This is a genomic window from Pseudomonas sp. LBUM1678, from assembly GCF_059695575.1.
Genome location: NZ_CP166775.1, coordinates 4,789,874 through 4,815,051, shown reverse-complemented (window position 1 = coordinate 4,815,051; position 25,178 = coordinate 4,789,874). Strand labels below are relative to the sequence as shown.

Below are 25,178 nucleotides of genomic sequence, written 5' to 3'. Positions count from 1 at the left end.
ATTGATGAAAGCCTGGATCTGTGTGCCTTTGATTGCCCTGGCGCTCGCCGGTTGTGCCGGCAAAACCGCTTATCGTGACAGCTGCGGTAGCAACCTCGATGCCGCGTGGCATGAACTGGATCTGGCCAAGGCCGAGGGTTTTGCCGGCAACGTCAGCTACTCCAAAGCCCTGTCGCTGTTGACGGCGGCCAAGACCCAACAGCAATTCGAAGGCTTCGAAGGCTGCACCAAGAAGGCCGAGAAGGCGCGCTTCTATATTCGTGAGTCACGCGCGGGCCGTTGAGGCATGATGTAGGGATTAGGGGAAATTCGATTCAGGGAGCAAGCAATGTCTGCCTTGGTTGATCGGTTGGTGGCTCAAGTTCTGGGCCTGGAAGTTCGTTTGCTGGCTTGCCAGGCACGCCTGAGTGCGCGCACTGACCCGGAAGCGTTGCACGACCTGCGCACCACGGTTCGCCGTTTGCGCAGTCTGTTGCGACCATTGCGTGGTCTTCCCGGCGTCGAGCAACTGGAAGCGGCGGCGTCCCGGGTGGGAGAGCTGACCACGCCATTGCGTGATCGCGAGGTGCTGGCGGCATACTTGCTCAACCACGATCAACCGGAGGCGGCGCAACGGCGCATGGCGCTGATGGCTGCGGCTTATCCGGCGGTCGCGACCAGCACCGAGGTCACGCAGTTACTGATGATCCTCGACGCCTTTCCGCGTTTCCTCCGCGCTTCCCAGCGTCAGGGCTTGCTCAAGGGCCTGCGCAAACGCATCGAAAAACGCCTCGCCAAACAATGGAAGAAGCTCGATCAGGCGCTGCACGATCCTGCCCACGATCGCCATCGCTTGCGGTTGCTGATCAAGCGCGTGCGCTATGGCATCGAAGCCTATCCCGAACTTGATCGCTTGCCCAAGGCGGCGATGCCGCGATTGAAGTCTGCGCAAGGTGCCTTGGGCGACTGGCACGACTGCTGGCAATGGCTGGTCAGGGCCGAAGAGGAAGCCGATTTGCAGCCTTGCGTCGTGGTCTGGAAAACCACCATGGCTAAGGCCGAAGAACGCGCCGACCGCGTCCTCGACAAACTCAGCAACGCCTGCTTCAAATCCTGAACCCACCCGATCAAATGTAGGAGCGAGCCTGCTCGCGAAAGCGGTGTCTCAGTCGGCATCAAGGCTGGCTGACAGACCGCTTTCGCGAGCAGGCTCGCTCCTACAGGGGGTTTGTGTTGAGCCTGAACCCAGTGCGGCTCATCTGTCAGTGCTTTTGGCCGGAATAAGCGCTGTGCTGTGTCCGTTGGCTGGTTAACATCCCTCCATCCTTTTTCCGCACCGAGGTTTCCATGCGCTTTTCCGATCTGCTCGACGCCGTCCGCAGCCAGCCGCTGGAGTTGTCTATCCCGGCAGAGTGGGCTCAGGGGCGTGCCAGTTTCGGTGGCCTGGTGGCCGCGTTGCAATGCGAAGCCATGCGCGCAAAAGTCCCGGCGGATCGGCCGGTGCGTTCGCTGGCGATCACCTTTGTCGGGCCGGTCGAACCTGAAGTGCCGGTCAGTTTTGAAGTCGATGTGTTGCGCGAAGGCAAAGCCGTCAGCCAGGTGCTGGGCCGGGCAATGCAGAAGGGGCAGGTGGTGACGTTGATCCAAGGCAGCTTCGGTGCCTCGCGGCCTTCCGAAGTCGCGGTCGCGGCCGAGCCTGCGCCTGAAATGAAACATTGGGACGACTGTCAGGAACTGCCGTACATCAAAGGCGTACTCCCGGAATTCATGCGGCATCTGGCGATGCGCTGGAGTGTCGGCGGTCTGCCGTTCACCGGCAATAAATCCCGCGAGATGGGCGGCTGGGTGCGTTTGCGCGGGGATGTGAAGGAAGAGGCGGTCAGCGAGTCGCATATCCTGGCGCTGGTGGACGCCTGGCCACCGGCCCTGTTGCCGCACCTGAACAAACCGGCGATGGGCAGCACGCTGACCTGGACCATCGAATTCGTCCAGCCACTGCTGGAATTGAGCACGCTGGACTGGTGCAAATACCTGGTTGAAATCGAGCACGGCGCCGACGGCTACGGCCATGCGGCCGCGAAGCTGTGGAGCGCGGACGGTCAGTTGATCGCCATGAGCCGGCAGACGGTAACGATTTTCGCCTGATCAGTGACGACGGTGGCGCTCACGCCAGGCGCGCCACCAGCCGCCGCTCAGGAAAAACCGTGGGAAGGTCAGGAACTGCTCGACCAGCAAGCGCGATAGCGCATCTTTGCGATCACTGAACGGCTCGGAGGCTTGCGCCTCCAGGCTATGGCCGTGGCGTTGCAAGCCCAGCGCGGCGATCACGCCAATGACACCGATGGCGAAGTTCGCGAAGTTCAGGCCGAACACCCCGGAAACAATCAACAGAAACGCCACGATGAACAGCGGCACGGCAATCAGGTGCAACACCAGATTGGTCGGGTGCTGGTGATTGCCCGGGTAGGCGCGCCATTGCCAGGCGGGAAGGTTGGGGTGACGTTTGCCCATGATGCTGATCCTCGATCCATGTTGAACACATGGTTGAAGAATAGGCGGGGCGAGGGCGGGCGGCGAATCGAGGTTGGCTATCGAAGTGATAGCGGTCATGGTCAGGATTGATGTTGACCCGGGCTGACGCTATCGCGAGCAGGCTCGCTCCCACAGTGGATTTGTGTTCACGTAAGATCTCTGTGGGAGCCTGCTCGCGAAGAGGCCCTCAAAGCTTGAGCTGCCCTATAGCCTTGTTCAATTCTCCAGCTAGCGCCGCCAGTTCATTGCTGGTGGTCGCCGAATCCACCGTCTGCTGCACGGTGTTTTCGGTCACATCCCGAATACTCACCACCGCCCGATTCATTTCTTCCGCGACCTGACTCTGCTGCTCGGCCGCCACCGCAATCTGCGTATTGCTTTCGCGCATCTGCGCCACTGCGCTGGTGATTTGCGCCAATGCGACGCCAGCCTCCTGGGCCTGTTGGACGCAGTCGTCAGCCTTGAACGAGCTTTCCTGCATGAAATCCACCGCGTCCCGGGTCCCGGCCTGCAGCGCGGACACCATGAGGGTGATCTCGTCGGTGGACGTCTGGACACGCTTGGCCAGGTTGCGCACTTCATCGGCGACCACCGCAAAGCCACGGCCCATTTCGCCAGCACGGGCCGCTTCAATCGCTGCGTTCAGCGCCAGCAGATTGGTCTGCTCGGCAATGCTGTGAATCACGCCGACCACGCCGTTGATTTTCTGACTGTCCTCGGCGAGGCGCTGAATCATCTCGGCCGTCTGCTGCACGCCGCTGGACAACCCGGTAATGGATTTCTGCACCCGACTGACCACTTCCTGCCCGCTGCCGGCCAAGGTGTCGGCGGTTTGCGAGAGGTCGCGGGTGGCGCCGGCGTGCTGGGCGATGTGATAGACGGTGGCGGTCATTTCGTTGATCGCCGTGGCCGCCTGATCGGTTTCGCTTTGCTGGCCGAGCATGCCATGACGCACCTCGTTCATGCTTGAAGCCAGCCGCGCCGCGCCGACATCCAGTTGCCGGGCGGTGCTGGCGACGGTGTTGACCACTCGCTGGTAACCGGCCTGCATCGCATTGAAGGCATTGGCCATCTGCCCGACCTCGTCCTTGCAGGCCAGCGGCACACGGGCTGACAGGTCGCCGGTTTTCTCGACGTGGAGCATCACGTCTTTCAAGGTGTTGAGCTGACTCAGCAGGAATCGGATCAACAGCTGCGAAGCGCCAAGCATCGCCAGCATCAGGATGAACACTGCCACCGCGTAGCTGGCAAAGCGTTCGCCGAACACCTGGCTCAGGCTCGGACCGTAGGCCACCACCGCGACCTGCTGACCGTCAGGGCGAGAAAACACCTCGGCGCCCATCAACGGGTTGTCGCCGAACAGCGGCATGACGTTGATCTCGACCCAGCCATTGGCATCGGCCAGTTCCAGCACCGGCTGCTCGTTGAGCAACGGCGCCTGCCCGCGACTGAACGTCAGCAGATGATCGGCCTTGGGCAGCGGTTGCCCGACCGGCCAGGCGTTGAGCAAACGTGCCTGCGCCTGAGCCGATGCTTGAGAGGCATGGCTGCGGGCCTGTTGCTCGAGTTGCACGGCGTACAACACCAGCATGAGCGTGGTAATGAAGGCGACCGCATTGACCGCCCAGAATTTGTATTTCAGCGAGATGTTGCTAAGCCAGGCACCCATGGAGGTCTTCTCTGATAGCGGAAACAGCATTGGCAAGGTGCCAGCATTGTGCCGCTATGCAGGGATTCTGAACTTGATATGGATCAATGAGCATCACAAATCCCCTGTGGGAGCGAGCTCGCTCGCGATGGCGTCCTGTCAATCACATCAATGTTGTATGTGCCGACGCTATCGCGAGCAAGCTCGCTCCCACATGGGGGAATTTGTTTACCGGGGAATTGAGGGCAGGCTGTAAAACGCGCGTGCGCAGGCAGTGGTGTGAGCGGCCAGGTCCTCTTCGGTCTCACCCCGATGCAACGCCACTTCCCGCAACACTTCCGTCAAATACGCCGGTTCGTTGCGACCGTTCTTCGGCTTGGGTCGCAAGCTGCGCGGCAGCAGATACGGCGCATCGCTCTCCAGCATCAAACGCCCACGCTTGATTTCCTTCACCAGCGGATGCAAGTGCGTGCCCCGGCGCTCGTCGCAGATCCAGCCGGTGATGCCGATGTGCAAATCCAGATCGAGGTAACTGAACAGCGCCTTCTTTTCCCCGGTGAAGCAATGCACCACTGCGGCCGGCAGCTGATCACGGTAATCGCGGAGGATTTCCAGCAGTCGCTGACTGGCATCGCGCTCGTGGAGGAACACCGGCAATTGCAGGTCGACTGCCATTGCCAAGTGCTCTTCGAGGACTTTTTCCTGTTGTGGGCGCGGCGAGAAATCGCGATTGAAATCCAGACCGCATTCACCCACGGCTACCACGTTGGGTTCCTTGAGCAAACTGCGCAGTTGACGGGCGCTGTCGGCGTTCCAGTCGCTGGCCGAATGAGGGTGAATGCCCGCGGTGGCGAACAGCCGCTGAGCCGTTTCGTCCAGCTCCCGGCACAGTTCCAGTGCCTGTTCGCTGCCCTCGACACTGGTGCCGGTCAGGACCAATTGGCAGACCCCCGCGGCATACGCGCGATCGAGTACGGCCTGGTGTTTATCACCAAAACTGGGGTTGGTCAGGTTGACGCCGATATCGATGAGTTGCATGGTGCTACCTCGGACCAAAGGCCGGAAAGCATATCAGAGCTGTAGATTTATAAGAAAAGCCAAGAACTACAACGTGTTAAAGCTGTCTCTTGATGCCGCGAGACACGCCGGGGTGGCCAAGGTGCCATCACTGTGCCAGTCTTTCGCACCTTGTCAGCGCTCAAGGCGCTCTGTTTCTGTCGTTCGATTTCATGAAAATTCTTGAGATCGGCCCAGTATTCTTTCCGGAGAGTGGATGACACGTCCCTCGATTTTGCTTCTGCTGTGCTGTTCGTTGCTGCTGCCGATGCCGGCGGTTGCGCGTCTGGCCGGCCCGCTGCAGGCCGTGCCGGCGGCCAAGGTCCGTGACCTGACGGAGATTCGCAGCAGTCGAGTGTTGCGGGTGCTGGTCAACCAGAGCCGCAACAGCTCCGGCGAAGTCCAGGGCCAGGCCATCGGCGTCGAATACCACCGCCTGCGCGCCTTCGAGCAATACCTCAACGGTCACGCCCGTGACGGTCAGGAAATCACCCTCAAGATCATTCCCAAAGCCAAGGATCAACTGCTCGGTGCCTTGCAGCGCGGGGAGGGTGACCTGGTCGCGCCGGGGGAGTTGCTCGATTTGCAACCGGGCTACGCCGTCAGCAGCAGCGAACCGATTGCCAGCAATATCCCGTTGGTGCTGGTGGGGATCAAAGGTGAACGTCGTTACACCCGAGTCGAACAACTCTCGGGTAAAACCCTGGCGCTGCCCACTGGTAGTGCTGCCGGGGACGCGGTCAGTCAGATCAATTCAAAGCTCGCCCTGCACAAACTGGCGCCGGTGAAAATCGAATGGGTCGATCCCAGTCTGGCGGTTGAAGATGTTCTGGAAATGGTGCAGGGCGGGATTTTTCACCTGACTATTGTCGAGCAACCGATTGCCGAACGCTGGGGCAAGATCCTGCCCAAGTTGCGCTTCGACAAGCAGGTGGCGATCAGCGACCCGGGTGAAGAATTCTGGTTCGTGCGCCGTGACGCATCGATGCTGCGCGCAAGCATCGATCGTTTCCTGACGACCTACAAGAAACCGTCGGACCAGGATGCGGCGTTCCTGCGCATCTATCGACGTCTGTATCAAGTGCACTATCCGTTGGCCAAGGCTGATCGGCAGCGTCTGGAAAAACTTCGCCCGGTGCTGCAAAAGCACGCTGAAGCCCAAGGCATGGACTGGCTCAACCTGGCGGCGCTGGCCTTTAAGGAGTCGGCCCTTCAACCCAACGCCCGCAGCGGCAGCGGCCCCACCGGCCTGATGCAGATCACGCCGTCCGCGGCCCAACGGGTGGGGGTCAGCAACATTCAGAACCTCGACGCCAATGTTCAGGCCGGTGCCAAGTACCTGGCGATGATCCGTCGCAAGTTCTTCGCAAGCCCCAAACTCAATGAGCGCGAGCGAATGGCGTTCGTGCTGGCGGCTTACAACATGGGACCGGAACGGGTTCAGGGCATGCGCGCCGAAGCCCGGCGACGTGGCCTGAATCCCAATCAGTGGTTCTTCCAGGTCGAGCGCATTGCCATGGAACAGGTGGGCATGGGCGCCGTCAGCTATGTGAATAGCGTGAACAAGTATTACCTGGCGTTCGATCGTGAGCGGGAGTCGTTGGAGCCTCAGGGACAGAAAGTTGCCTCACGGAAATGATCGGCTAAACTGATTGTTATGTCGCAATTATTGCGCTTTTAACATTGGTTTTATCGATTAATATAGCGGCCAACCAACACACAATCACAATGGATGACACAGCATGAGCTCACTGATCAACAAGGTACTGTTTACCCGCGCTGGCTACGGCTTGACCGTTCTGCGAATCTTCGTCGGCATCATCTTCGCCGCTCACGGCGCGCAGAAACTCTTTGGCATGTTCGGCGGCTACGGCATTGCCGGCACCGCGCAGTATATGGAAAGCCTGGGTCTGGCACCGGGTCACCTGATGGCGATCCTGGCCGGTGGTACCGAGTTCTTCGGCGGTCTGGCACTGATCATCGGTTTGCTTGCACGCCCGGCGGCACTGGGGCTGACCTTTATCTCGCTGGTCGCCATTTTCACCGTGCACATCAGCCACGGTCTGTTCATGGCCAACAACGGTTATGAATTCGCCCTGGCCTTGCTCGGCGGCAGCATCGCGGTACTGATCGAGGGTGCCGGCAAACTGTCGGTAGACCGCGCAATCGCTGACTGACCGCTCTGGCTCAACGAAAAGGCCCGCATTGCGCGGGCCTTTTTTGTTGCGCGTCATTCTTGACACTGTCCGGTCAGCTTCTCTAGGATGCTGCTCATGCGCCGATTTAAACAGCTACTTGCGGGGCGCCAGGTGACTCATCCAGTTGCCGATAGAAGCTTGAAACAGGCTTCGAAATACCGCTAAAGCGCTGGTTCGGTGTTGCCTCTCACCTGCCATGCAGACTTTTGAGGCAGAGACACGACTCGATGAATGCACTAAGCCCCGTTGTACGCCCAGCGCCGATCACGGCACACCTCACCCAGCGCAATCCAAAAATCCTGCTTGGCGGAAAACATCAGCCCACGCTCCTGCGTTATCTCGATGGCTGGCCACGTCGCACTGGCGGGCCCGCAGCGTTCCTGATCCAGTTTGTCGAAGACGGTGAATCGCTGGCGCGCTTTGCCAGCGACAGCTTCGATCTGGCCGTCATTCAATCGCCCAGCGTCGAAGAGGCGCCAGAAGTGATCAGGCAACTGACGCGGGTCGCCCGGCAAGGTTTGATTACGCGCCGCTGAGGCTTTAGAGATACTCGATCGCCACGATGTACACGCACTGCTCACCGGTCGGTGTCTGGACCCTAACCTCGGCGTCCAGCGCCTTGCCGATGAGCGCACGGGCGAGCGGCGAGTCGATGCTGATCAGGCCCAGTTTCAAGTCCAGCTCATCCGGCCCGACGATGCGGTAGCGTGACTCTTTGCCGTCTTCATCTTCGATGGTGACCCAGGCGCCGAAGTAGACCTTGTTCGGGTCGCTGGGCTTCTCGCTGACAACCTTCAGTGCTTCGAGCCGCTTGGTGAGAAAGCGCACGCGACTGTCGATCTCGCGCAGCATCTTTTTGCCGTAGGTGTACTCAGCGTTTTCCGAGCGATCACCTTGTGCAGCCGCCTCGCTGACCGATTGCGTCACCTGAGGCCGACGGACATGCCAGAGCTCATGAAACTCGGCCCGCATCCGCGCTTCACCTTCGGGGGTGATCAGCGCGGTGCCAGCGGTGCGGGGAGGGCGATAACGGCTCATGGCAACTTCTTGTGATGGAAAGGCGTTGAGTCTATCAACCCTCGCGCAACACTGTCAGGGGGCTGGCGTTCAACGCGCGACGGGTACCGAACACACCGGCGCCGCCAATCAGCACCGCGCCAATCAGCGGCAACACCAGCAGCCACGGATGCGGATGCCACGGCAGGTCGAAGGCGTAGCTGTAAAGCACCAGGCTGACCAGTTCCGAACCGAGTGCCGCCAACAACCCGCTAACCGCGCCAAGCAAACCGAACTCTATCCGCCGTGCCTTGACCAGCAACTGCCGTTCGGCCCCCAGCGCTCGCAACAGCGCGCCTTGGCGAATGCGCTCATCGAGGGTTGCCTGCAAGCCTGAGAACAACACGGCCATGCCCGCCGCCAGTACAAACAGCAGCACATACTCCACCGCCAGGGTGACCTGGGCGAGGATGCTGCGCAGCTGCTCCAGCAAGGCTTCGACTTGCAGAATGGTCACCGCCGGGAAGGCCCGGGACAGGTCGACAATCTGCTGATCGTGACCCGCTGCCAGATAGAAACTGGTCAGGTAGGTCGCCGGCAAATCCTTCAACGTGCCGGGCTGGAAGATCATGAAGAAGTTCGGCTGGAAGTTGTCCCAGTTGATCTCCCGCAGGCTGGTGACTTTCGCTTCGCGATTGACCCCGCCAACGGTAAACACCATGTGATCGCCGAGCTTGAGCTTCAGGCTTTCGGCGACCTTGCCTTCCACCGACACGCCAGGAACGTCGTCGGGTGGCTGTTCGCCCCACCAGTTGCCCGCCGTGAGTTTGTTGCCCGTCGGCAGGTCCGCCGCCCAGGTCAGGCTCAGGTCGCGCTGGATGGCTCGATCACCCGCTGAATCCTTGCTGACGATTTCCTGCACCGGCTCGCCGTTGATGCTGATCAGGCGTCCGGGCACTACCGGGTACAGCGGCGCCGATTGGGCTGACAGTTCGATCAGGCGATCAGTGAATGCCTGCTTGTCGGCGGGCAAGATGTTCAGGGCGAAATAGTTTGGCGCGTTTTTCGGCAACTGGTTCTGCCAGGTATCCAGCAACTCGCCGCGCAGCAATGCAATCAACGCCATGGACAACAGGATCAGACCGAAAGCCAGGGCTTGTCCCGCTGCCGCTAAAGGATGACGCAGCAGTTGGCCCAGCCCGAGGCGCCACGGCAATGAGGCGCGTGCCAGCATCCGGCGCAGGCTTTTGAGCAGCAGCAACAGCAGGCCACCGAGGATCACCGCTGCAATCACGCCACCGCCGAGCAGGGCGAAGGTCAACACCAGATCGAGGCTCAGGCGCCACATGATCAGGCCGAGGGCACCCAAGGCGGCGCCATAGACCATCCAGGTGCTGGAAGGAATCGGCAGCATGTCTCGACGCAGAACCCGCAACGGCGGCACTCGACCGAGTGCAACCAGCGGCGGCAGGGCAAAACCGGCCAAGGCCACCAGTCCGGTACCGATCCCGGCGATGGCAGGAAACAGACCGCCCGGTGGCACATCGGTCGGCAACAAATCATGCAGCAATGCGAACAATCCAAGCTGTGCGAGCCAGCCGAGGAGGGCGCCACCGAGGCTGGCGAGCAGGCCGAGTACCGTCAGTTGCAAACTGAACAGCACCATGGTTTCCCGGCGCGACAGACCCAGGCAGCGCAGCAAGGCACTGGCATCGAAGCGGCGGGTAGCGAAGCGCGTCGCCGACAGCGCCACGGCCACGCCGGACAGCAGAACCGCCACCAGACTGGCCATGTTCAAGTAACGCTCGGCCTTGCCCAGCGCGCCGCCGATCTGCCGATTGCCGTCGCGCGCATCCTGTATGCGCTGGTTGGCGGCCAGGCCGGGTTTGATCAATTGGCGATAGGTTTCCAGCGCTTCGGCTTTGCCGCGCCAGAGTTCGCGGTAACTGACCCGGCTGCCCGGTTGCACCACGCCGGTCGCGGCGAGGTCGTTGAGGTTGATCAGCACCCGCGGCGTGAGGCTGTAGAAATTGCCGGCACGGTCCGGTTCGTAGGTCAGGACGCGCGCCAGCTTCAGGGTGCGCAGGCCGACATCGATGCTGTCGCCGATCTTCAAATCGAGCGCGGTCAGCAGTCGCGCTTCGACCCAGGCTTCGCCGGGTTTCGGACCGCCACCGGCTTCTTCCGGGGCGAAGGGCGCCGGGGCGCTTTTCAGTTCGCCACGCAGCGGATAAACGTCGTCGGCCGCCTTGATGCTGGACAGCTGAATGCCGTTGTCAGTGGCAATGACACTGGAGAATTCCACCACTTGAGCGTGTTCGAGTCCCAGTTCCGTGCCGCTTTTGATCTGTTCGGGCCGAGCGGGAGAGCTGCCCTCAAGCAGAAGGTCGGCGCCGAGAAACTCGGTGGCGCGCAGCATCATGGCGCCGTTCAGGCGGGCACCGAAATAACCGATGGCGGTACTCGCCGCCACGGCCACCACCAGGGCGAAGAACAACACGCGCAGCTCACCGGCACGGGCGTCGCGCAGGAGTTGGCGGATGGCAAGACTGAACAGGCGCAACAGCGGCAGGCGTGCCATCAAGGCTCCAGAGGGGCGACCAGCAGGCCGGCTTCAAGGCGGATCAGGCGCCGGCAGCGATGTGCCAGGCGTTCGTCGTGGGTCACCAGCACCAGGGTCGTGCCGCGTTCCTGGTTGAGTTCGAACAACAGGTCACTGATGCGCTCGCCGGTGTGGCTGTCGAGGTTGCCGGTGGGTTCGTCGGCGAACAGCACATCGGGTTCGGCGGCAAACGCTCGGGCAATCGCCACGCGCTGCTGCTCGCCACCGGAAAGCTGGCGCGGTGAATGGGTCAGGCGCTGGCCCAGACCAACCCGCTGGAGCAATTGCGTGGCACGCTCACGGGCGTCTTTGCGGCCGTCGAGTTCCAGCGGCAACATGACGTTTTCCAGCGCGTTGAGGCTGTCCAGCAGTTGAAAGGACTGAAACACAAAACCGACATGTTCGGCGCGAATGCGCGCACGCTGGTCTTCGTCGAGATTGCTCAGGCCCTGGCCGGCGAGGGTGACTTCACCGCTGCTCGGCAGGTCGAGGCCGGCGAGCAGGCCAAGGAGGGTGGATTTGCCGGAACCGGAGGCGCCAACGATGGCCAGGCTGTCGCCCTTGTTCAGTTCCAGGCTGAGTTCGTGCAGGATAGTCAGTTCACCTTCCGCGCTGGGGACCACTTTGCTGAGGTTCTTCGCGGTGAGAATGCTTGCGCCCATGGAGAATCCGATGCGAGTGTGGTTTTTGAGTGCTGGCCTGGCCTTGATGTGCATGGCCCAGAACGCAGCGGCGGGTACAGTCCTGATCGTTGGCGATAGTATCAGCGCCGGTTTCGGCCTGGATACCCGCTTGGGGTGGGTCTCGTTGCTTGAACAACGGCTCAAGCGCGAAGGTTTCGACGATAAAGTGGTGAACGCCTCCATCAGCGGCGACACCAGCGCCGGAGGCCAGGCGCGCCTGCCCGCGCTGCTTGCAGAGCATAAGCCTGAGCTGGTGATCCTCGAGTTGGGTGGCAACGACGGCCTGCGCGGAATGCCCCCGGCTAATTTGCAACAAAACCTTGCGTCGATGATCGACAGCTCCAGGGACAGTGGCGCCAAGGTGCTTTTGCTCGGCATGCAGTTGCCACCCAACTATGGCGTTCGTTACACCGAGGCCTTTGCGAAGGTCTACAGCGCGCTGGCCGACGAGAAAAAAATCCCGCTGGTGCCGTTTTTTCTCGACGGCGTGGGCGGTCATCCTGACCTGATGCAGGCCGACGGATTGCACCCGGCTGCCGGGGCTCAGGACAAGTTGCTGGAAAATGTCTGGCCGACACTGAAACCGCTGCTTTGACGCTTTTCTAGCGGCGGTGTTTCGGCTAAGGTGGCGCCCCCGATTTGGAGCCCCCGATGCCGCGTCCCGCCTGGTCCCTTTTTGCCTACCAACTGATCGAGCCTGACGAGCAGCTGGATCTGTTCGCCTGCCAGGAAGTGCGGGTGCATCTGGTGACCCGTCAGCTGGAGCTGGGCGGCTCGGCCGATCGAACCTTGTGCGGCAGTCTGTTGCCCGCGCAACCGCGCTGGTCGAGTGTCGACCGCCGGGTGTTCCAGGACCAGCGCCTTTGTTCGCTGTGCCGGGCCATCCTGGAATCGCAAAAACGTGGCACCTCGCCGATCTGGCCAGAGTTGCGGTTCGAGCTGTAAAGCGTCAAAGATAGCTTGCTATCGGCCAACTCCCCGAAATTCCGGATGCCGGTGTACAATCGCGTTTTTATACCCTTGTCGATCATGCGAAGGATTTTCCGGATGTTGCCGCGTTTTCCTGCCGTCACCCGCTGCCTGTCTCTTGCCGCCCTTTGTGTGGCGGGCCCCGTAGCCGCATTGGAGCTGCCCCTGCCACCACCCGGTGAAGACATCATCGGTCAGGTGCAAGTGATCAAGGCCAAGTACGAAGACACCTTCGCCGACCTCGGCACCACCTACGATCTGGGCTACACGGAAATGGTCGCGGCCAACCCTGGCGTGGACCCATGGTTGCCGGGCGCTGGTACCGAGATCGTCCTGCCGACGCGCTTCATCCTGCCGCCGGGCCCGCGTGAAGGCATCGTCATCAACCTGGCTGAATACCGCCTCTACTACTTCCCGAAAGGCCGGAACGTGGTCTACACCTTCCCGCTGGGTATTGGTCGTGAAGGCTGGGGTTCGCCGATTGCCCACACCAGTATCACCGCCAAGACGCCGAACCCGACGTGGACCCCTCCAGCGTCGATCAAGGCCGAGCACGCCGCTGATGGCGATCCGCTGCCGAACGTCGTACCGGCAGGCCCGGATAACCCTCTGGGGCCGTTCAAGTTCACCTTGGGCACACCGGGCTACCTGATCCACGGTTCGAACAAGAAGTTCGGCATCGGCATGCGCACCAGCCACGGCTGCTTCCGTATGTTCAACAACAACGTGCTGGAAATGGCGGGCATGGTGCCGGTCGGTACGTCGGTACGCATTCTCAGCGATCCGTACAAATTCGGCGTCAGTGGTGGCAAGGTCTATCTGGAAGCGCACACACCGCTGGACGACAAGGGCAACCCTTCTGTGGTCGACAAGCACACGGCGGTGATCAACGCGATGCTCAAGCGTGAGGACATCACCAATAACCTGCGCATGAACTGGGATGTGGTCCGCGACGTGGTGGCCGCTGAAGATGGCCTGCCGGTGGAAATCGGAGTGCCGAACTCCTCGGCGCCGATGGTGACGAGTGCACCGATCGACCCGCTGCAGTAACGCTTGAAAAGAACCCGCCGACGCAGGCCGCGTCGGCGGGTTTTTTGTTGCCGACAGGAAACATCAGGCAATAAAAAAGCCGACCCATAAATGGGTCGGCTTGATAACAATCCCGAGGGATTATTACTTGCGGCTAGCTTTGTCCAGCATGCGCAGAGCACGCTCGTTAGCTTCGTCAGCAGTCTGTTGTGCTTTTTGAGCAGCAGCCAGAGCTTCATCAGCTTTACGGTAAGCTTCGTCTGCACGAGCCTGGGAGCGAGCTGCTGCGTCTTCAGTAGCAGTCAGACGTGCTTCGGTTTCTTTCGATACGCTGCTGCAACCGGTAGCCAGAACTGCGGCCAGAGCCAGAGCAGAGAATTTCAGAACGTTGTTCATCGTGTTCCCCTTCAAGGACTTTCTATTAAGTTAGCTGTCTCCTCAGAGTGAGGAAATAGCCGGCGTACATACTACCCATTACTTCTAGTAAGTAAACTGACGTGTAGCAAGAAGCAAAAAAAATTGTAGGCGTTGATTCTTTTTCGAGCAACTTTTAACTGCATTGTTTAAAAAATATCCAGCTGGGAGGCCCGAGCTGAGCGAGCCGGCGAAAAAAAGTTCCGCGCACTCAGCGCTGTTTTTCTCAATCTTGGCTAAAGTCTGTCTATATGGATTCGTCCATACTTTTGTTCGGATTTTGCGCCGTGGCTCTCATAATCTTTAACCATCTTGATGGTGACTTTAAGAGCGCGCGTTCGTCTTAAGTCTCAACATCCGGCAATGTTCAGGCTATCGACCCGCGGATACCTTCGGTCGAGCCGTCCCTGCGTAACCCGGAGCAGCACCCGCCACCTGCGCGCGATGACGAGCGTACCTTGAGCATTTTTGCCAATGGTGCCTACTATTTGATACGTGTCAGGTTGCGCGAGATCGGTGCAGCTCTTCTCGGTGTCCATTCAGGCACGGGGTGGCGTAGATGTTCCTTCGCCGGAAAAACATCGGTAAGGTAGGGGTCAGAATTCAAGACCCGCGAGGAGTAGTGATGAGCGAGGCGTTGTCCATCCACCATGACCAGGCTGGTCATCAGTTCGAGACCAGTGTGGACGGTCATCGTGCCTACCTGACCTATATGGATCTGGGGAAACAGACCCTGGATATCTATCGCACGTTCGTGCCCAACGCATTGCGTGGTCGCGGCATTGCGGCAGCCTTGACCGAGAAGGCGCTGGAGTACGCCGAGGAAATGGGCTACACCGTCATTCCTTCGTGTTCCTACGTGGAGCGCTACATGGAGCGTCACCAGCGGCATGCCGCCAAGCTGAGCCAGTAACCTCAAAATACGGACACAAAAAAACGCCGGGTTTAGCCCGGCGTTTTTGTGTGCGGCGAAAAGTGATCAGGTGCGAGCGCGTTTCGGCAGCACATCCTTGAGCTTGGCGTGCATGCTGCGCAAGGTGTTTTCAGTCGCGGACCAATCGATGCAGGCATCGGTGACCGACACGCCGTATTGCAGGTCGGCGAGGTCTTTCGGGATGGCCTGGCAGCCCCAGTTCAGGTGACTTTCGACCATCAGGCCGATGATCGACTGGTTGCCTTCGAGGATCTGGTTGGCGACGTTCTCCATCACCAGCGGTTGCAGGGCCGGGTCTTTGTTGGAGTTGGCGTGGCTGCAATCGACCATGATGTTCGGCTTGATCTTCGCCTTGTTCAGCGCCTGCTCGCAGAGCGCGACGCTGACCGAATCATAGTTCGGCTTGCCGTTGCCGCCGCGCAGTACGACGTGACCGTAGGCGTTGCCCTTGGTGGTGACGATCGACACGCCACCTTCCTGGTTGATCCCCAGGAACCGGTGCGGGCTGGAAACCGACTGCAGGGCGTTGATCGCAACCGTCAGGCCGCCATCGGTGCCGTTCTTGAAGCCGACGGCCGAAGACAGGCCGGAAGCCATTTCACGGTGAGTCTGGGATTCGGTGGTGCGCGCGCCGATGGCCGACCAACTGATCAGGTCCTGCAAGTATTGCGGGGAGATCGGGTCAAGGGCTTCAGTGGCGGTTGGCAGGCCCATCTCGGCCAGGTCCAGCAGCAACTGACGACCGATGTGCAGACCGTCCTGAATCTTGAAGGAGTCATCCAGGTACGGGTCGTTGATCAAGCCTTTCCAGCCAACGGTGGTGCGTGGCTTCTCGAAATACACGCGCATGACCAGATACAAGGTATCGGACACTTCTGCGGCAAGCACTTTCAGGCGCTCGGCGTATTCGTGGGCGGCCTTGATGTCGTGAATCGAGCAAGGCCCGATCACGACGAACAGGCGGTGGTCGGTGCCATCGAGAATGTTGCGAATGACTTCGCGGCCCTTGGTGACGGTGCGCAGGGCAGCGTCGCTCAGAGGGATATCACGCTTGAGCTGATCGGGAGTGATCAGGGTCTCGTTGGAGGCGACGTTTAGGTCGTTGATCGGTAAATCAGCCATCGTTTACTCGTCAGGTCACGGGTGCCGCCGCCAGCGAACCCGCGCGGCGGAGCACAGCAAATTAAGCGCGTCGGGGAGCCGAACCTTAGCGCGTTACGCGCCTGCTCGACAATGGGCAGACACCAGTTTGCGGGGCATTCTCAGTAATTGAGAGCGCCGCTCAACCCAGCGCAGGCTGTGCAAATGCCTTGCGAACCGTATCGTGAGAGAACTCGTCGGCATGCTGCTGGACCCAGTCGAGGGCCATGGCCTGATTATCTTGCAGGTCTTCGTGTGCGTCACGCAGGCGGCAATAACGTTCGATCTGGCAAACCTGCTCGCCCATTCGCGCACTGAACAGCATCTGTTCGTCGACGAAGGCAATGCCCACCAGATAGCCGCGCTTGCGTCGCAGGCACCAGGCCACATAGCCCAGATAGCGCAAATCGGGATTCAAGGTTGGCATGCGCACTTCCAGCGCCGTACCGTGGCGCCAGGCGCGGTGGTAATTGCAAGCCATGCCGCCGAGGCTGATAGTGTGCAGCCGTTGCCGCGAAATGCACTCATGCTTGAGCAACGTTAATTCGACGGGCACATCGTCAGGGTGAGGTAGAAAACGTCCCATGAGCACAGACTCCATGTGTCGGCCATTTGACATTGTTTCCCCCAGTATAGTGGTCGAATTGGAACTGACCGATTTCGACGCCGACCAACGGCTGCTGGCGATGAGCGGTGTGTCGCTGGTGATTTTCACCAGTGTCGGCTGCGCCAGTTGCCGTTTTGCCCGTGAGCAGTTGCCAAGACTCGATCTGGCAATCGACCGGCTGTGCTGGATTGATGCCGGGGACAATGGCGGGGTGGTCGAGCGTTATCAGGTTTTTCATTTGCCGGCGCTGTTTGTGGTGCGCGACGGTGAGTTCTTCGGGCCAGTACAGTCGCGCATGACCAGCACCGGGCTCAATGAAGCCTTGCGTCAGGCGCTCAGTCGACATGCAGAGGAGTTGCCATGATGGGGGCAGTTGCCAAACCGACAATCGGTGTTATCGGAACCGGCGCGATCGGCGGGTTCTATGGGGTGATGCTGGCGCGTGCCGGGTTCGACGTGCACTTCTTGTTGCGCAGTGAGTTTGCAGCCGTCGCAGAAGGAGGGCTGCAAGTCGACAGTGCGGCCCATGGCGCACTGACGTTGAACCCGGTCCAGGCCTATTCATGCGCTGAAGACATGCCCGCCTGCGACTGGTTGCTGGTCGGCGCAAAAACCACCAGCAACGCGGACCTGGCGCCCGCCATCATTCAAGCCGCCGCGCCGAATGCCAAAGTCTTGCTGTTGCAAAATGGCCTGGACGTCGAAGACAGCTTGCGCGACTTGCTCCCCGATTCCCTGCATTTGCTCGGTGGGCTGTGTTTTATCTGCGTCCATCGCGCAGGGCCTGGCGTCATCACCCATCAAGCGCTTGGCGCGGTGAATGTCGGCTACCACAGTGGTCCCGCAACCGATGAACAGGCGCGAATGACAATTGTCGAGAAGGGCGCCGGGCTGTTCCGCAGCGCCGGCATCGACTCTCAGGCCATGCCGAACCTGCATCAGGCACGCTGGCAAAAACTGGTCTGGAATATTCCTTACAACGGTCTGTCGGTTCTGCTTGGGGCCAGCACCACGCCATTGATGGCCGATGCCGACAGCCGGGAATTGATCCAGGCGCTGATGGCCGAAGTGGTTCAGGGGGCAATCGCCTGCGGTCACGACATACCGGCCGGGTATGCCGACCATTTGTTCAAGGTGACTGAGAAAATGCCCGACTATTGGCCGAGCATGTACCACGATTTTCTACATAAACGACCGCTGGAATTGCAGGCGATTTACGCGCGGCCTCTGGCAGCGGCCAAGGCGGCAGGGTGCGAATTGCCGCGAATCGAAGCCTTGTATCGCAGCTTGAGTTTTATCGATCGACGCAACACGTGAGTCGATCAACCTGAGGGGGAAGGGCATGGCAAAGACTATCGACGACAAACTGGTGCTGGCGATCTCGTCGCGGGCATTGTTCGACCTGAGCGAAAGTCACAAGGTCTATCTGTCGAGCGGCGTCGAGGCCTACCGGCAATATCAGATCGAACACGAAGACGAAATCCTCCAGCCCGGTGATGCGTTTCCGCTGGTGGAAAAGCTGCTGAGCTTGAACGCCAGCCTCGGTCGCGCCCGGGTCGAGGTGATCCTCGTGTCGCGCAACAGCGCCGACACCGGCCTGCGGGTGTTCAATTCGATTGATCATTATGGGCTGGCGATTTCCCGTGCTGCGTTTGTCGGCGGGCGCAGCCCTTATCCGTACCTCAAGGCCTTTGGCTGCGACCTGTTTCTCTCTACCCATGCCGAAGACGTTCGCAGCGCGCTGGATGCCGGGTTCGCCGCGGCGACCATTCTGTCGGGCGGTGCCAGCCGTGCGGCCAGCGATGAATTACGCATTGCGTTCGACGGTGATGCCGTGCTGTTTTCTGACGAGTCCGAGCGGGTTTATCAGTCCGGTGGCCTGGAAGCGTTTCAGGCCAGCGAACGCGAATCGGCCCGCGAGCCGTTGCGCGGTGGGCCGTTCAAAGGCTTTCTCGCGGCGCTCAATCTGTTGCAGCGCGAGTTTCCCGATGACGCCTGCCCGATCCGCACCGCCCTGGTGACGGCGCGGTCGGCGCCGGCCCATGAACGGGTGATCCGTACGTTGCGCGAATGGGACATTCGTCTGGATGAGTCGCTGTTTCTTGGCGGGCTGACCAAGTCGGCGTTTCTCGAAGCGTTTGCCGCCGACGTGTTTTTCGACGATCAGGCTGGCCATTGCGAGTTGGCCCGGGAAGTGGTCGCCACCGGTCACGTACCTCACGGCATAAGCAACGAGCAAAAAGTTTAAGCCCGCCGTTCAACGCGTTACGCCGAGCGTCGTACTCGTCAAGGCACTGCTAAGCTGAATCAAATCTCCGCCATGTTGGCACGCGAGGAGGTCATATGATTCGTTCGATGCTGTATGCCACTGACCTCGGCCTGTATGCACCGTTGGTGATGCAGCATGCCCTGGCGTTGGCGCGGACATTCAATGCCGACTTGTATGTGGTGCACGCCGTTGAACCCATGGGGTTGTTTGCTGAATCCGTGCTGCAGAGTTACCTCGATGAGCAGGCCTTGAGCGAGTTTCACAGTCAGGGCCTGAGCACGGTGATTGCCAGTATCGAGCAGCGGGTGCTCGACAGCTTCCGGGAGGAGTTGGGGGATGAAGGGGAGCAGGACCTGGAGCGGATTCAAGCGGTGCGGGTGCTGCAGGGTGACCCGTCACAGGTGATTCTCGACCAGGCGCAGAAACTCTCTGTGGATTTGTTGATCGTAGGTAGTCATAGCCATGGTGCTGGCGCGGAAACGCCTCTGGGCAGGACCGCTGCGCGGGTGTTGCAACTGTCTCGGGTGCCGGTCTATCTGGTGCCGCTGGTAGAACGTCGTCGCCAGGGCGACCGCTAGAACACGAATAGTGGCAATTTGACAAAAAAGTTCTAGATTTATTCTTCAAACCATTAATATAGTTATATACCGTCGCTGATGCCCGTGGCGTCTACCTGCTTTGAGGGATTCATATGAAGCTTCAACAACTGCGCTACATCTGGGAAGTGGCGCACCACGACCTCAACGTTTCCGCTACAGCCCAAAGCTTGTACACCTCGCAACCGGGTATCAGTAAACAGATCCGCCTGCTGGAAGACGAATTGGGCGTCGAGGTTTTTGCTCGCAGCGGCAAGCACCTGACCCGCGTCACCCCGGCCGGCGAGCGCATCATCACCACCGCCGGCGAGATCCTGCGCAAGGTTGAGAGCATCAAGCAGATCGCCCAGGAATTCTCCAACGAGAAGAAAGGCACCCTGTCGATCGCCACCACTCACACCCAGGCACGTTATGCATTGCCACCGGTGATCAGCAATTTCATCAAGCAGTACCCGGACGTTGCGCTGCACATGCACCAGGGCTCGCCGATGCAAATCGCCGAAATGGCCGCTGACGGCACCGTCGATTTCGCCATCGCCACCGAAGCGCTGGAACTGTTCGGTGACCTGGTGATGATGCCGTGCTACCGCTGGAACCGCTGCGTGGTCGTGCCGCAGGGCCACCCGCTGACCAAGCTGTCGAAGCTGACCCTGGAAGCCCTGGCCGAATACCCGATCGTAACGTACGTGTTCGGTTTCACCGGTCGTTCGAAACTCGACGAAGCCTTCAGCCACCGTGGCCTGACGCCGAAAGTGGTGTTCACCGCCGCCGACGCCGACGTGATCAAGACTTACGTTCGCCTGGGCCTGGGCGTAGGCATCGTGGCGAAAATGGCTGTTGACGCCAAACTCGACAGCGACCTGGTCATGCTCGACGCCAGCGACTTGTTCGAATCCAGCATCACCAAAATCGGTTTCCGGCGTGGCACCTTCCTGCGTGGCTTCATGTGCGACTTCATCGAGAAGTTTGCCCCGCACCTGACCCGCGAAGTCATGGCCAAGGCCATTCAGTGCCACAACAAGCAGGAACTGGAAGAGCTGTTCGACGGCGTCGAACTGCCGGTTCATTAATTTTTCTAGACCACCTCGGTGACAGCAAACTGTTGCCGAGCGCCCGCCACCAGAATCTCCACCTCGTCCCCTTCGAACTTGCCCAGCAGGCTTTTGCCCAGCGGTGAGCGAGGGGTGATGACAGTGATCATTTGCCCCACCATCTCGACTTTCAATCCCGCCGCGTCGGGTGCCAGAAACAGCCACTGCTCACGACCCTTTTCGTCTTCGAGGCCGAGCAGGGCGCCGACTTCGATCCCGCGTTGTTCGTCATAAGCACGCAAGGTCAGGTTCTGGCAAAGCGTGAGTGAATGACGGATTTCTTCCACTCGTCTGGCCTGGCCTGCCGCCAGATAAGAAGCCTCGAGGCCCAGAGTGTCGTACTTGTTTTCGGCGATGTTTTCTTCGTGGGTCGCGGTTTCGTAAGCGGTTTGCGCGGCACGCTCGGCGATGTCGAGATCGATCCGAAGCTTGTCGATAATTAACTCGTGGACGGCATGCTTATTCATGGTCAGTCGCAGAATTGCAGGACGTTGGCGCGGCTTTTTTCGCTCGGCGCGGTCTGGTCCTGTTGGAGCCAGAACTGGCATTTCGGATTGGACAGATTGCGGCCGCTGCTACGGGCCTGATCCAGTCGTTGCTGCTGCTCGTTCTTGCGCAGGTTCTCTTCGTACTGTTCAAACAGCGGGCTCTGCGGCGGGATGTCCGGCACCGGTTGCACCACCACCGGCGGCTTGGCCAGTTGCTCTACCGCGGCGGCGACTGGCGCGAGTTGCTCGCTGAACAGCAAGCGCGAGGCGAGCCAGCAGGTCAGCGCGATCGCGAGAAATCCAAGCCACAGACCGAGGGCAATGCTGCCGGTCAATTGCAGCGCATTGAGCTGAATCGGCAACGGACGGCGCGGGTTGGGACGGTAGGGCATGGCTGCCTCCTGGCGGGTGGTCGCGGGCGAATGGCGATTGTCGCACGAAGATTAATCGCCGTCGGCTCTTCTGCGCGAGGTAATTTATGCGGACAATCGGCGCCTTTGCCAACGGGAGCCTGGAATGCCTGAAATGAACACCCGCTGGGATATTTTTTGCACCGTGGTCGACAACTTTGGCGACATCGGTGTGACCTGGCGCCTGGCCCGACAGCTGGTGGCCGAACATGCCGTGGCGGTGCGCTTGTGGGTCGATGACCTGCGGGCCTTCGAACGCATCTGCCCTGAAATCGACATCAGCGCCGCGCAGCAATGGCAGCAGGGTGTCGAGGTGCGTCAGTGGCCGACCGAATGGCAACCCACTGAAGCCGCCGATGTAGTGATTGCCGCATTCGCCTGCCAGTTGCCAAGCGCCTACATGGACGCCATGGCCTCGCGGGAAAAGCCGCCGCTGTGGATGAACCTCGACTACCTGAGCGCCGAAGACTGGGTGATCGGCTGCCACGGTTTGCCGTCGGTGAAGTACAAGAGCGTGCAGAAGTACTTCTTCTTTCCGGGGTTTCAGAAAGGTACGGGAGGCTTGTTGCGTGAAAGCGGATTGCTTGAAAGTCGCAGGCAGTTTCAGCAAAACCCCGAGGCGCAGAGAGAATTCCTGCAAGGCCTGGGGATTGATCGCGCACCCGACGCCCAACTGATCTCATTATTTGCCTACGAAAACAGCGGATTGGCCAGTTGGCTGGAGGTGATGGCCGCCGATTCGATACCCACGCATCTGCTGGTGCCCGAAAGCCGGATTCTCGGGGATGTCGAAAGTTGGCTCGGTGTCGATCAGCTGGCGGCCGGTGCGTTGCATGTGCGTGGCGAATTGACTGTGCAAGTCCTGCCGTTCGTCCGACAAGATCAATACGACCACCTGCTCTGGTGCTGCGATTTCAACGCCGTGCGCGGCGAAGATTCCTTCGTTCGCGCGCAATGGGCAGGGCGGCCGCTGCTCTGGCACATCTATCAGCAAGACGAAGATATCCACCTGGACAAGCTCGATGCCTTCCTGGCTCTGTACGTACGAGGCCTGTCCGAGCCTGCCAGCGAGGCGATCAGCAGTCTTTGGCATGCATGGAATGCTGGTCAGGATATGTCCGACCACTGGCGCACGGCCCGTAAACACTGGCCAGAGCTACAAAAACACGCCGAGGTGTGGTGTCTGGAACAGGCCTTGCAGGCCGATCTTGCCGCAGCGCTGGTACAGTTTTATGTAAATTGGATATGATACGCGGCCTAGATTTTTGTAAATCCCATCCAAATTCGGATATTCGCAATGAAAACTGGTAAAGAACTGAAACCCGGTACCGTGATCCGTCTCGAAAACGATCCTTGGCTGGTTCAGAAAGCTGAATTCACCAAATCCGGTCGTAACAGCGCGATCATGAAGACCAAGCTGAAAAACCTGCTGACCGGTTACAAGACCGAGATCGTTTACAGCGCCGACGACAAACTGGACGACGTAATCCTCGACCGCAAAGAAGCGACCCTGTCCTTCATCAGCGGCGACACCTACACGTTCATGGACACCACCGACTACACCATGTACGAGCTGAACGCTGAAGACATCGAAGCCGTTCTGCCTTTCGTTGAAGAAGGCATGACCGATGTTTGCGAAGCGATCTTCTTCGAAGAGCGTCTGGTTTCCGTAGAGCTGCCGACCACCATCGTGCGTCAGGTTGACTACACCGAAGGTTCCGCTCGCGGTGACACTTCCGGCAAGGTGATGAAGCCTGCCAAACTGAAGAACGGTACCGAGCTGTCGGTTGCTGACTTCATCGAAATCGGCGACATGATCGAGATCGATACCCGCGAAGGCGGTTCCTACAAAGGCCGTGCTAAATAAGCACAGCTTCAGGAATGAAAAAGCCCGACCATTGAGTCGGGCTTTTTTGTGGGCGCAGTTTCACGCTCAACCATGAACCCTGTGGGAGCGGGCTTGCTCGCGAAGGCGGTGTGTCAGTCGACAAAAATGCTGACTGATGTACCGCCTTCGCGAGCAAGCCCGCTCCCACATTTTGACCTGTGTTATTTCTTCAGGTGTTGTTTCAGTTCCTCGGAGGCTTGCCGCATCGCGGAGCGTACTGCTGGAACCTGGCTCACCACATTCAACAAACCATAATCATGAATCAGGCCGTTGTAGCGAACCGCCGTGACCGGCACACCCGCCTCGTCGAGTTTACGGGCATAGGCTTCACCTTCATCGCGCAACACGTCGGCACCGGCCGTCTGCACCAGCGCAGGAGGCAAGCCCTTCAGTTGCGCAGTGGTTGCCCGCAGCGGTGAGGCGTAGATCTCGTTACGTTGCTTGGCGTCGGTGGTGTAGTTGTCCCAGAACCACTTCATCATGTTTTTGGTGAGGAAGTGTCCCTCGGCAAACTGGTTGTAGGACGCGGTTTCGAAGCTGGCATCCGTCACCGGCCACAGCAGCACCTGGAACTTGATCGCCGGGGTGCCCTTGTCTTTGGCCATCAGCGCAACCACGGCCGCCATGTTACCACCGACACTGTTGCCGGCCACGGCCAGACGTTTGCCGTCGACGTTGATCTCTTTACCGTGCTCGGCCACCCATTGGGTCGCGGCGTAAGCCTGGTTGATCGCCACCGGGTAATGCGCTTCCGGCGACGGGGTGTAATTGACGAACACCGCCGCCGCACCCGAACCCGTCACCAGGTCACGAACCAGGCGTTCGTGGGTCGGGAAGTCCCCAAGCACCCAGCCACCGCCGTGGAAGAACATGAACACCGGCAGCTCGCCTTTGACCCCGGCCGGCCGGACGATGGTCAGGCTAAGCGGTTGGCCGTCGACTTGAATGGTCTTCTCGCTGACATCGGCTTTTGGCAGTGTCAGTTTCACCGAGGCTTGCGCACCCACCAGCACCGCACGGGCTTCCTTGGGGGTGAGTTGTTCCATCGGTTTGCCGGTGCCCGCATTCAGGACGTCGAGGAAGGCCTGGGTGTTGTGTTCAACCCCATCGCCTGCAAATGCGTTGCTGATGGACAAAGCGAGAAGGGTGCCGGTCAAGACTTTGCTGAAAGTGTTCATGTTCATTTCCTGTTCGGGCCTGGTAGTCAGCGGTTAGACGGTTACGTGCAGGCGTACATCGACGTTGCCACGGGTAGCGTTCGAGTACGGGCAGACCTGGTGGGCAGCCTCGACCAGGCTTTGCGCGTCGGCTTGTTCAAGCCCCGGCAGACTGATGTGCAAGTCGATATCCAGACCGAAGCCACCAGGGATCTGGCCGATGCCGACATGGGCGGTGATCGACGCGTCGTTCGGGATGCTGCGCTTGGTCTGGCTGGCGACGAATTTCAGCGCGCCGATGAAGCAGGCGGAGTAGCCGGCTGCGAACAGTTGCTCAGGGTTGGTCGCAGCACCGCCGGCACCACCGAGTTCTTTCGGGGTAGCGAGTTTGACATCGAGGATGTTGTCACTGGAAACCGCACGACCGTCACGGCCGCCAGTGGAGGTTGCGATTGCGGTGTAGAGAGTTTGCATGGTGTGAGCCTCGTTTGG

The 25,178-nt window shown here is 59.9% G+C and carries 30 protein-coding genes; 17 read left to right on the top strand and 13 right to left on the bottom strand.

Annotated elements, in window-relative coordinates; genetic code table 11:
* Positions 1-4: 4 nt before the first annotated feature.
* From ACA070_RS21830 to ACA070_RS21820, 3 genes are all read left to right on the top strand, one after another.
* Complete coding sequence (locus tag ACA070_RS21830) at positions 5-283, top strand: hypothetical protein (protein WP_338585426.1); 279 nt, start codon at positions 5-7, stop codon at positions 281-283.
* A gap of 45 nt (positions 284-328) precedes the next feature.
* Positions 329-1,096, top strand: a complete 768-nt coding sequence (locus ACA070_RS21825; protein ID WP_497448304.1) for a CHAD domain-containing protein — start codon at positions 329-331, stop codon at positions 1,094-1,096.
* A 230-nt stretch (positions 1,097-1,326) separates the two neighbouring features.
* Positions 1,327-2,124: an acyl-CoA thioesterase gene (locus tag ACA070_RS21820; RefSeq protein ID WP_497448303.1), complete on the top strand. Its 798-nt coding sequence runs from the start codon at positions 1,327-1,329 to the stop codon at positions 2,122-2,124.
* Here the strand turns inward: ACA070_RS21820 and ACA070_RS21815 are convergent, their stop codons facing one another.
* The 3 genes from ACA070_RS21815 to ACA070_RS21805 form a co-directional block, all read right to left on the bottom strand.
* Positions 2,125-2,490, bottom strand: a complete 366-nt coding sequence (locus ACA070_RS21815; protein WP_109633668.1) for a terminase — start codon at positions 2,488-2,490, stop codon at positions 2,125-2,127. It abuts the gene before it with no gap.
* A 208-nt stretch (positions 2,491-2,698) separates the two neighbouring features.
* Positions 2,699-4,180, bottom strand: coding sequence for a methyl-accepting chemotaxis protein (locus ACA070_RS21810; protein ID WP_497448302.1), 1,482 nt, complete (start codon positions 4,178-4,180; stop codon positions 2,699-2,701).
* 207 nt (positions 4,181-4,387) lie between these two features.
* Complete coding sequence (locus tag ACA070_RS21805; RefSeq protein ID WP_497448301.1) at positions 4,388-5,197, bottom strand: TatD family hydrolase; 810 nt, start codon at positions 5,195-5,197, stop codon at positions 4,388-4,390.
* Positions 5,198-5,432: 235 nt separating this feature from the next.
* Between ACA070_RS21805 and ACA070_RS21800 the strand changes: the two genes are divergently transcribed.
* From ACA070_RS21800 to ACA070_RS21790, 3 genes are all read left to right on the top strand, one after another.
* A complete protein-coding gene (locus tag ACA070_RS21800) occupies positions 5,433-6,854 on the top strand; it encodes an MltF family protein (protein ID WP_497448300.1) in 1,422 nt (473 codons plus the stop codon).
* A gap of 103 nt (positions 6,855-6,957) precedes the next feature.
* Entirely contained in the window at positions 6,958-7,392 is a 435-nt protein-coding gene (locus ACA070_RS21795) for a DoxX family protein (RefSeq protein WP_497448299.1), read from the top strand.
* A 248-nt stretch (positions 7,393-7,640) separates the two neighbouring features.
* On the top strand, positions 7,641-7,949 hold the full coding sequence (locus ACA070_RS21790) for a hypothetical protein (RefSeq protein ID WP_010461613.1): 309 nt from the start codon (positions 7,641-7,643) through the stop codon (positions 7,947-7,949).
* Positions 7,950-7,953: 4 nt separating this feature from the next.
* Here the strand turns inward: ACA070_RS21790 and greB are convergent, their stop codons facing one another.
* Genes greB through ACA070_RS21775 form a run of 3 tightly spaced genes read right to left on the bottom strand, consistent with a single transcriptional unit; the run spans position 7,954 to position 11,673 of the window.
* On the bottom strand, positions 7,954-8,451 hold the full coding sequence (gene greB / locus ACA070_RS21785) for a transcription elongation factor GreB (RefSeq protein ID WP_033057207.1): 498 nt from the start codon (positions 8,449-8,451) through the stop codon (positions 7,954-7,956).
* Between the two features lie 34 nt (positions 8,452-8,485).
* Complete coding sequence (locus ACA070_RS21780) at positions 8,486-10,990, bottom strand: ABC transporter permease (RefSeq protein WP_497448298.1); 2,505 nt, start codon at positions 10,988-10,990, stop codon at positions 8,486-8,488.
* The gene (locus tag ACA070_RS21775) at positions 10,990-11,673 is read right to left on the bottom strand and encodes an ABC transporter ATP-binding protein (RefSeq protein WP_109633656.1); all 684 of its coding nucleotides are present in this window, start codon (positions 11,671-11,673) and stop codon (positions 10,990-10,992) included. The genes ACA070_RS21780 and ACA070_RS21775 overlap by 1 nt, the downstream gene beginning before the upstream one ends.
* Positions 11,674-11,683: 10 nt before the next feature.
* On the opposite strand from ACA070_RS21775, the gene ACA070_RS21770 reads away from it, so the two are divergent.
* The 3 genes from ACA070_RS21770 (at position 11,684) to ACA070_RS21760 (ending at position 13,713) form a co-directional block, all read left to right on the top strand.
* On the top strand, positions 11,684-12,289 hold the full coding sequence (locus tag ACA070_RS21770; protein ID WP_497448297.1) for an arylesterase: 606 nt from the start codon (positions 11,684-11,686) through the stop codon (positions 12,287-12,289).
* A gap of 56 nt (positions 12,290-12,345) precedes the next feature.
* The gene (locus tag ACA070_RS21765) at positions 12,346-12,639 is read left to right on the top strand and encodes a hypothetical protein (RefSeq protein WP_003226812.1); all 294 of its coding nucleotides are present in this window, start codon (positions 12,346-12,348) and stop codon (positions 12,637-12,639) included.
* A gap of 102 nt (positions 12,640-12,741) precedes the next feature.
* The gene (locus tag ACA070_RS21760) at positions 12,742-13,713 is read left to right on the top strand and encodes a L,D-transpeptidase family protein (RefSeq protein WP_462028095.1); all 972 of its coding nucleotides are present in this window, start codon (positions 12,742-12,744) and stop codon (positions 13,711-13,713) included.
* 123 nt (positions 13,714-13,836) lie between these two features.
* On the opposite strand, the gene oprI is transcribed toward ACA070_RS21760, so the two are convergent.
* On the bottom strand, positions 13,837-14,088 hold the full coding sequence (gene oprI, locus ACA070_RS21755; protein WP_002553018.1) for an outer membrane lipoprotei OprI: 252 nt from the start codon (positions 14,086-14,088) through the stop codon (positions 13,837-13,839).
* Positions 14,089-14,731: 643 nt separating this feature from the next.
* Here oprI and ACA070_RS21750 point away from each other — a divergent pair.
* The gene (locus tag ACA070_RS21750; RefSeq protein ID WP_010461341.1) at positions 14,732-15,019 is read left to right on the top strand and encodes a GNAT family N-acetyltransferase; all 288 of its coding nucleotides are present in this window, start codon (positions 14,732-14,734) and stop codon (positions 15,017-15,019) included.
* A 66-nt stretch (positions 15,020-15,085) separates the two neighbouring features.
* Here the strand turns inward: ACA070_RS21750 and ACA070_RS21745 are convergent, their stop codons facing one another.
* Together ACA070_RS21745 and ACA070_RS21740 are read right to left on the bottom strand one after the other, a co-directional pair.
* On the bottom strand, positions 15,086-16,162 hold the full coding sequence (locus ACA070_RS21745) for a 3-deoxy-7-phosphoheptulonate synthase (protein ID WP_497448296.1): 1,077 nt from the start codon (positions 16,160-16,162) through the stop codon (positions 15,086-15,088).
* A 160-nt stretch (positions 16,163-16,322) separates the two neighbouring features.
* On the bottom strand, positions 16,323-16,766 hold the full coding sequence (locus tag ACA070_RS21740; RefSeq protein WP_497448295.1) for a PilZ domain-containing protein: 444 nt from the start codon (positions 16,764-16,766) through the stop codon (positions 16,323-16,325).
* On the opposite strand from ACA070_RS21740, the gene ACA070_RS21735 reads away from it, so the two are divergent.
* The 5 genes from ACA070_RS21735 to cysB all read left to right on the top strand — a co-directional run bounded on the left by ACA070_RS21735 (position 16,765) and on the right by cysB (position 20,722).
* Positions 16,765-17,151: a thioredoxin family protein gene (locus ACA070_RS21735; RefSeq protein ID WP_497448294.1), complete on the top strand. Its 387-nt coding sequence runs from the start codon at positions 16,765-16,767 to the stop codon at positions 17,149-17,151. The genes ACA070_RS21740 and ACA070_RS21735 overlap by 2 nt on opposite strands.
* A complete protein-coding gene (locus ACA070_RS21730) occupies positions 17,148-18,104 on the top strand; it encodes a putative 2-dehydropantoate 2-reductase (RefSeq protein WP_497448293.1) in 957 nt (318 codons plus the stop codon). Before ACA070_RS21735 ends, ACA070_RS21730 begins: the two co-directional genes overlap by 4 nt.
* Positions 18,105-18,129: 25 nt before the next feature.
* Positions 18,130-19,035, top strand: coding sequence for a 5'-nucleotidase (locus ACA070_RS21725; RefSeq protein WP_462028091.1), 906 nt, complete (start codon positions 18,130-18,132; stop codon positions 19,033-19,035).
* 95 nt (positions 19,036-19,130) lie between these two features.
* On the top strand, positions 19,131-19,634 hold the full coding sequence (locus ACA070_RS21720; RefSeq protein WP_462028090.1) for a universal stress protein: 504 nt from the start codon (positions 19,131-19,133) through the stop codon (positions 19,632-19,634).
* Between the two features lie 113 nt (positions 19,635-19,747).
* Positions 19,748-20,722 carry an HTH-type transcriptional regulator CysB gene (cysB, locus tag ACA070_RS21715; protein ID WP_008148549.1) on the top strand — a complete coding sequence of 325 codons (975 nt, stop codon included), beginning with the start codon at positions 19,748-19,750 and terminating at the stop codon, positions 20,720-20,722.
* A gap of 5 nt (positions 20,723-20,727) precedes the next feature.
* On the opposite strand, the gene ACA070_RS21710 is transcribed toward cysB, so the two are convergent.
* Positions 20,728-21,210 carry a GreA/GreB family elongation factor gene (locus tag ACA070_RS21710; RefSeq protein WP_497448292.1) on the bottom strand — a complete coding sequence of 161 codons (483 nt, stop codon included), beginning with the start codon at positions 21,208-21,210 and terminating at the stop codon, positions 20,728-20,730.
* Positions 21,211-21,212: 2 nt separating this feature from the next.
* The gene (locus tag ACA070_RS21705) at positions 21,213-21,623 is read right to left on the bottom strand and encodes a hypothetical protein (RefSeq protein WP_497448291.1); all 411 of its coding nucleotides are present in this window, start codon (positions 21,621-21,623) and stop codon (positions 21,213-21,215) included.
* 124 nt (positions 21,624-21,747) lie between these two features.
* Here ACA070_RS21705 and earP point away from each other — a divergent pair, with 124 nt between their 5' ends.
* On the top strand, positions 21,748-22,890 hold the full coding sequence (gene earP, locus ACA070_RS21700; protein ID WP_497448290.1) for an elongation factor P maturation arginine rhamnosyltransferase EarP: 1,143 nt from the start codon (positions 21,748-21,750) through the stop codon (positions 22,888-22,890).
* A 48-nt stretch (positions 22,891-22,938) separates the two neighbouring features.
* Positions 22,939-23,508, top strand: a complete 570-nt coding sequence (locus ACA070_RS21695; protein ID WP_007943632.1) for an elongation factor P — start codon at positions 22,939-22,941, stop codon at positions 23,506-23,508.
* Positions 23,509-23,690: 182 nt separating this feature from the next.
* Here ACA070_RS21695 and ACA070_RS21690 read toward each other — a convergent pair whose 3' ends face one another.
* Both ACA070_RS21690 and ACA070_RS21685 read right to left on the bottom strand, forming a co-directional pair.
* Entirely contained in the window at positions 23,691-24,707 is a 1,017-nt protein-coding gene (locus tag ACA070_RS21690) for an alpha/beta hydrolase (RefSeq protein WP_497448289.1), read from the bottom strand.
* A 33-nt stretch (positions 24,708-24,740) separates the two neighbouring features.
* Entirely contained in the window at positions 24,741-25,160 is a 420-nt protein-coding gene (locus ACA070_RS21685) for an organic hydroperoxide resistance protein (protein ID WP_010461312.1), read from the bottom strand.
* Between the last annotated feature and the right edge of the window lie 18 nt (positions 25,161-25,178).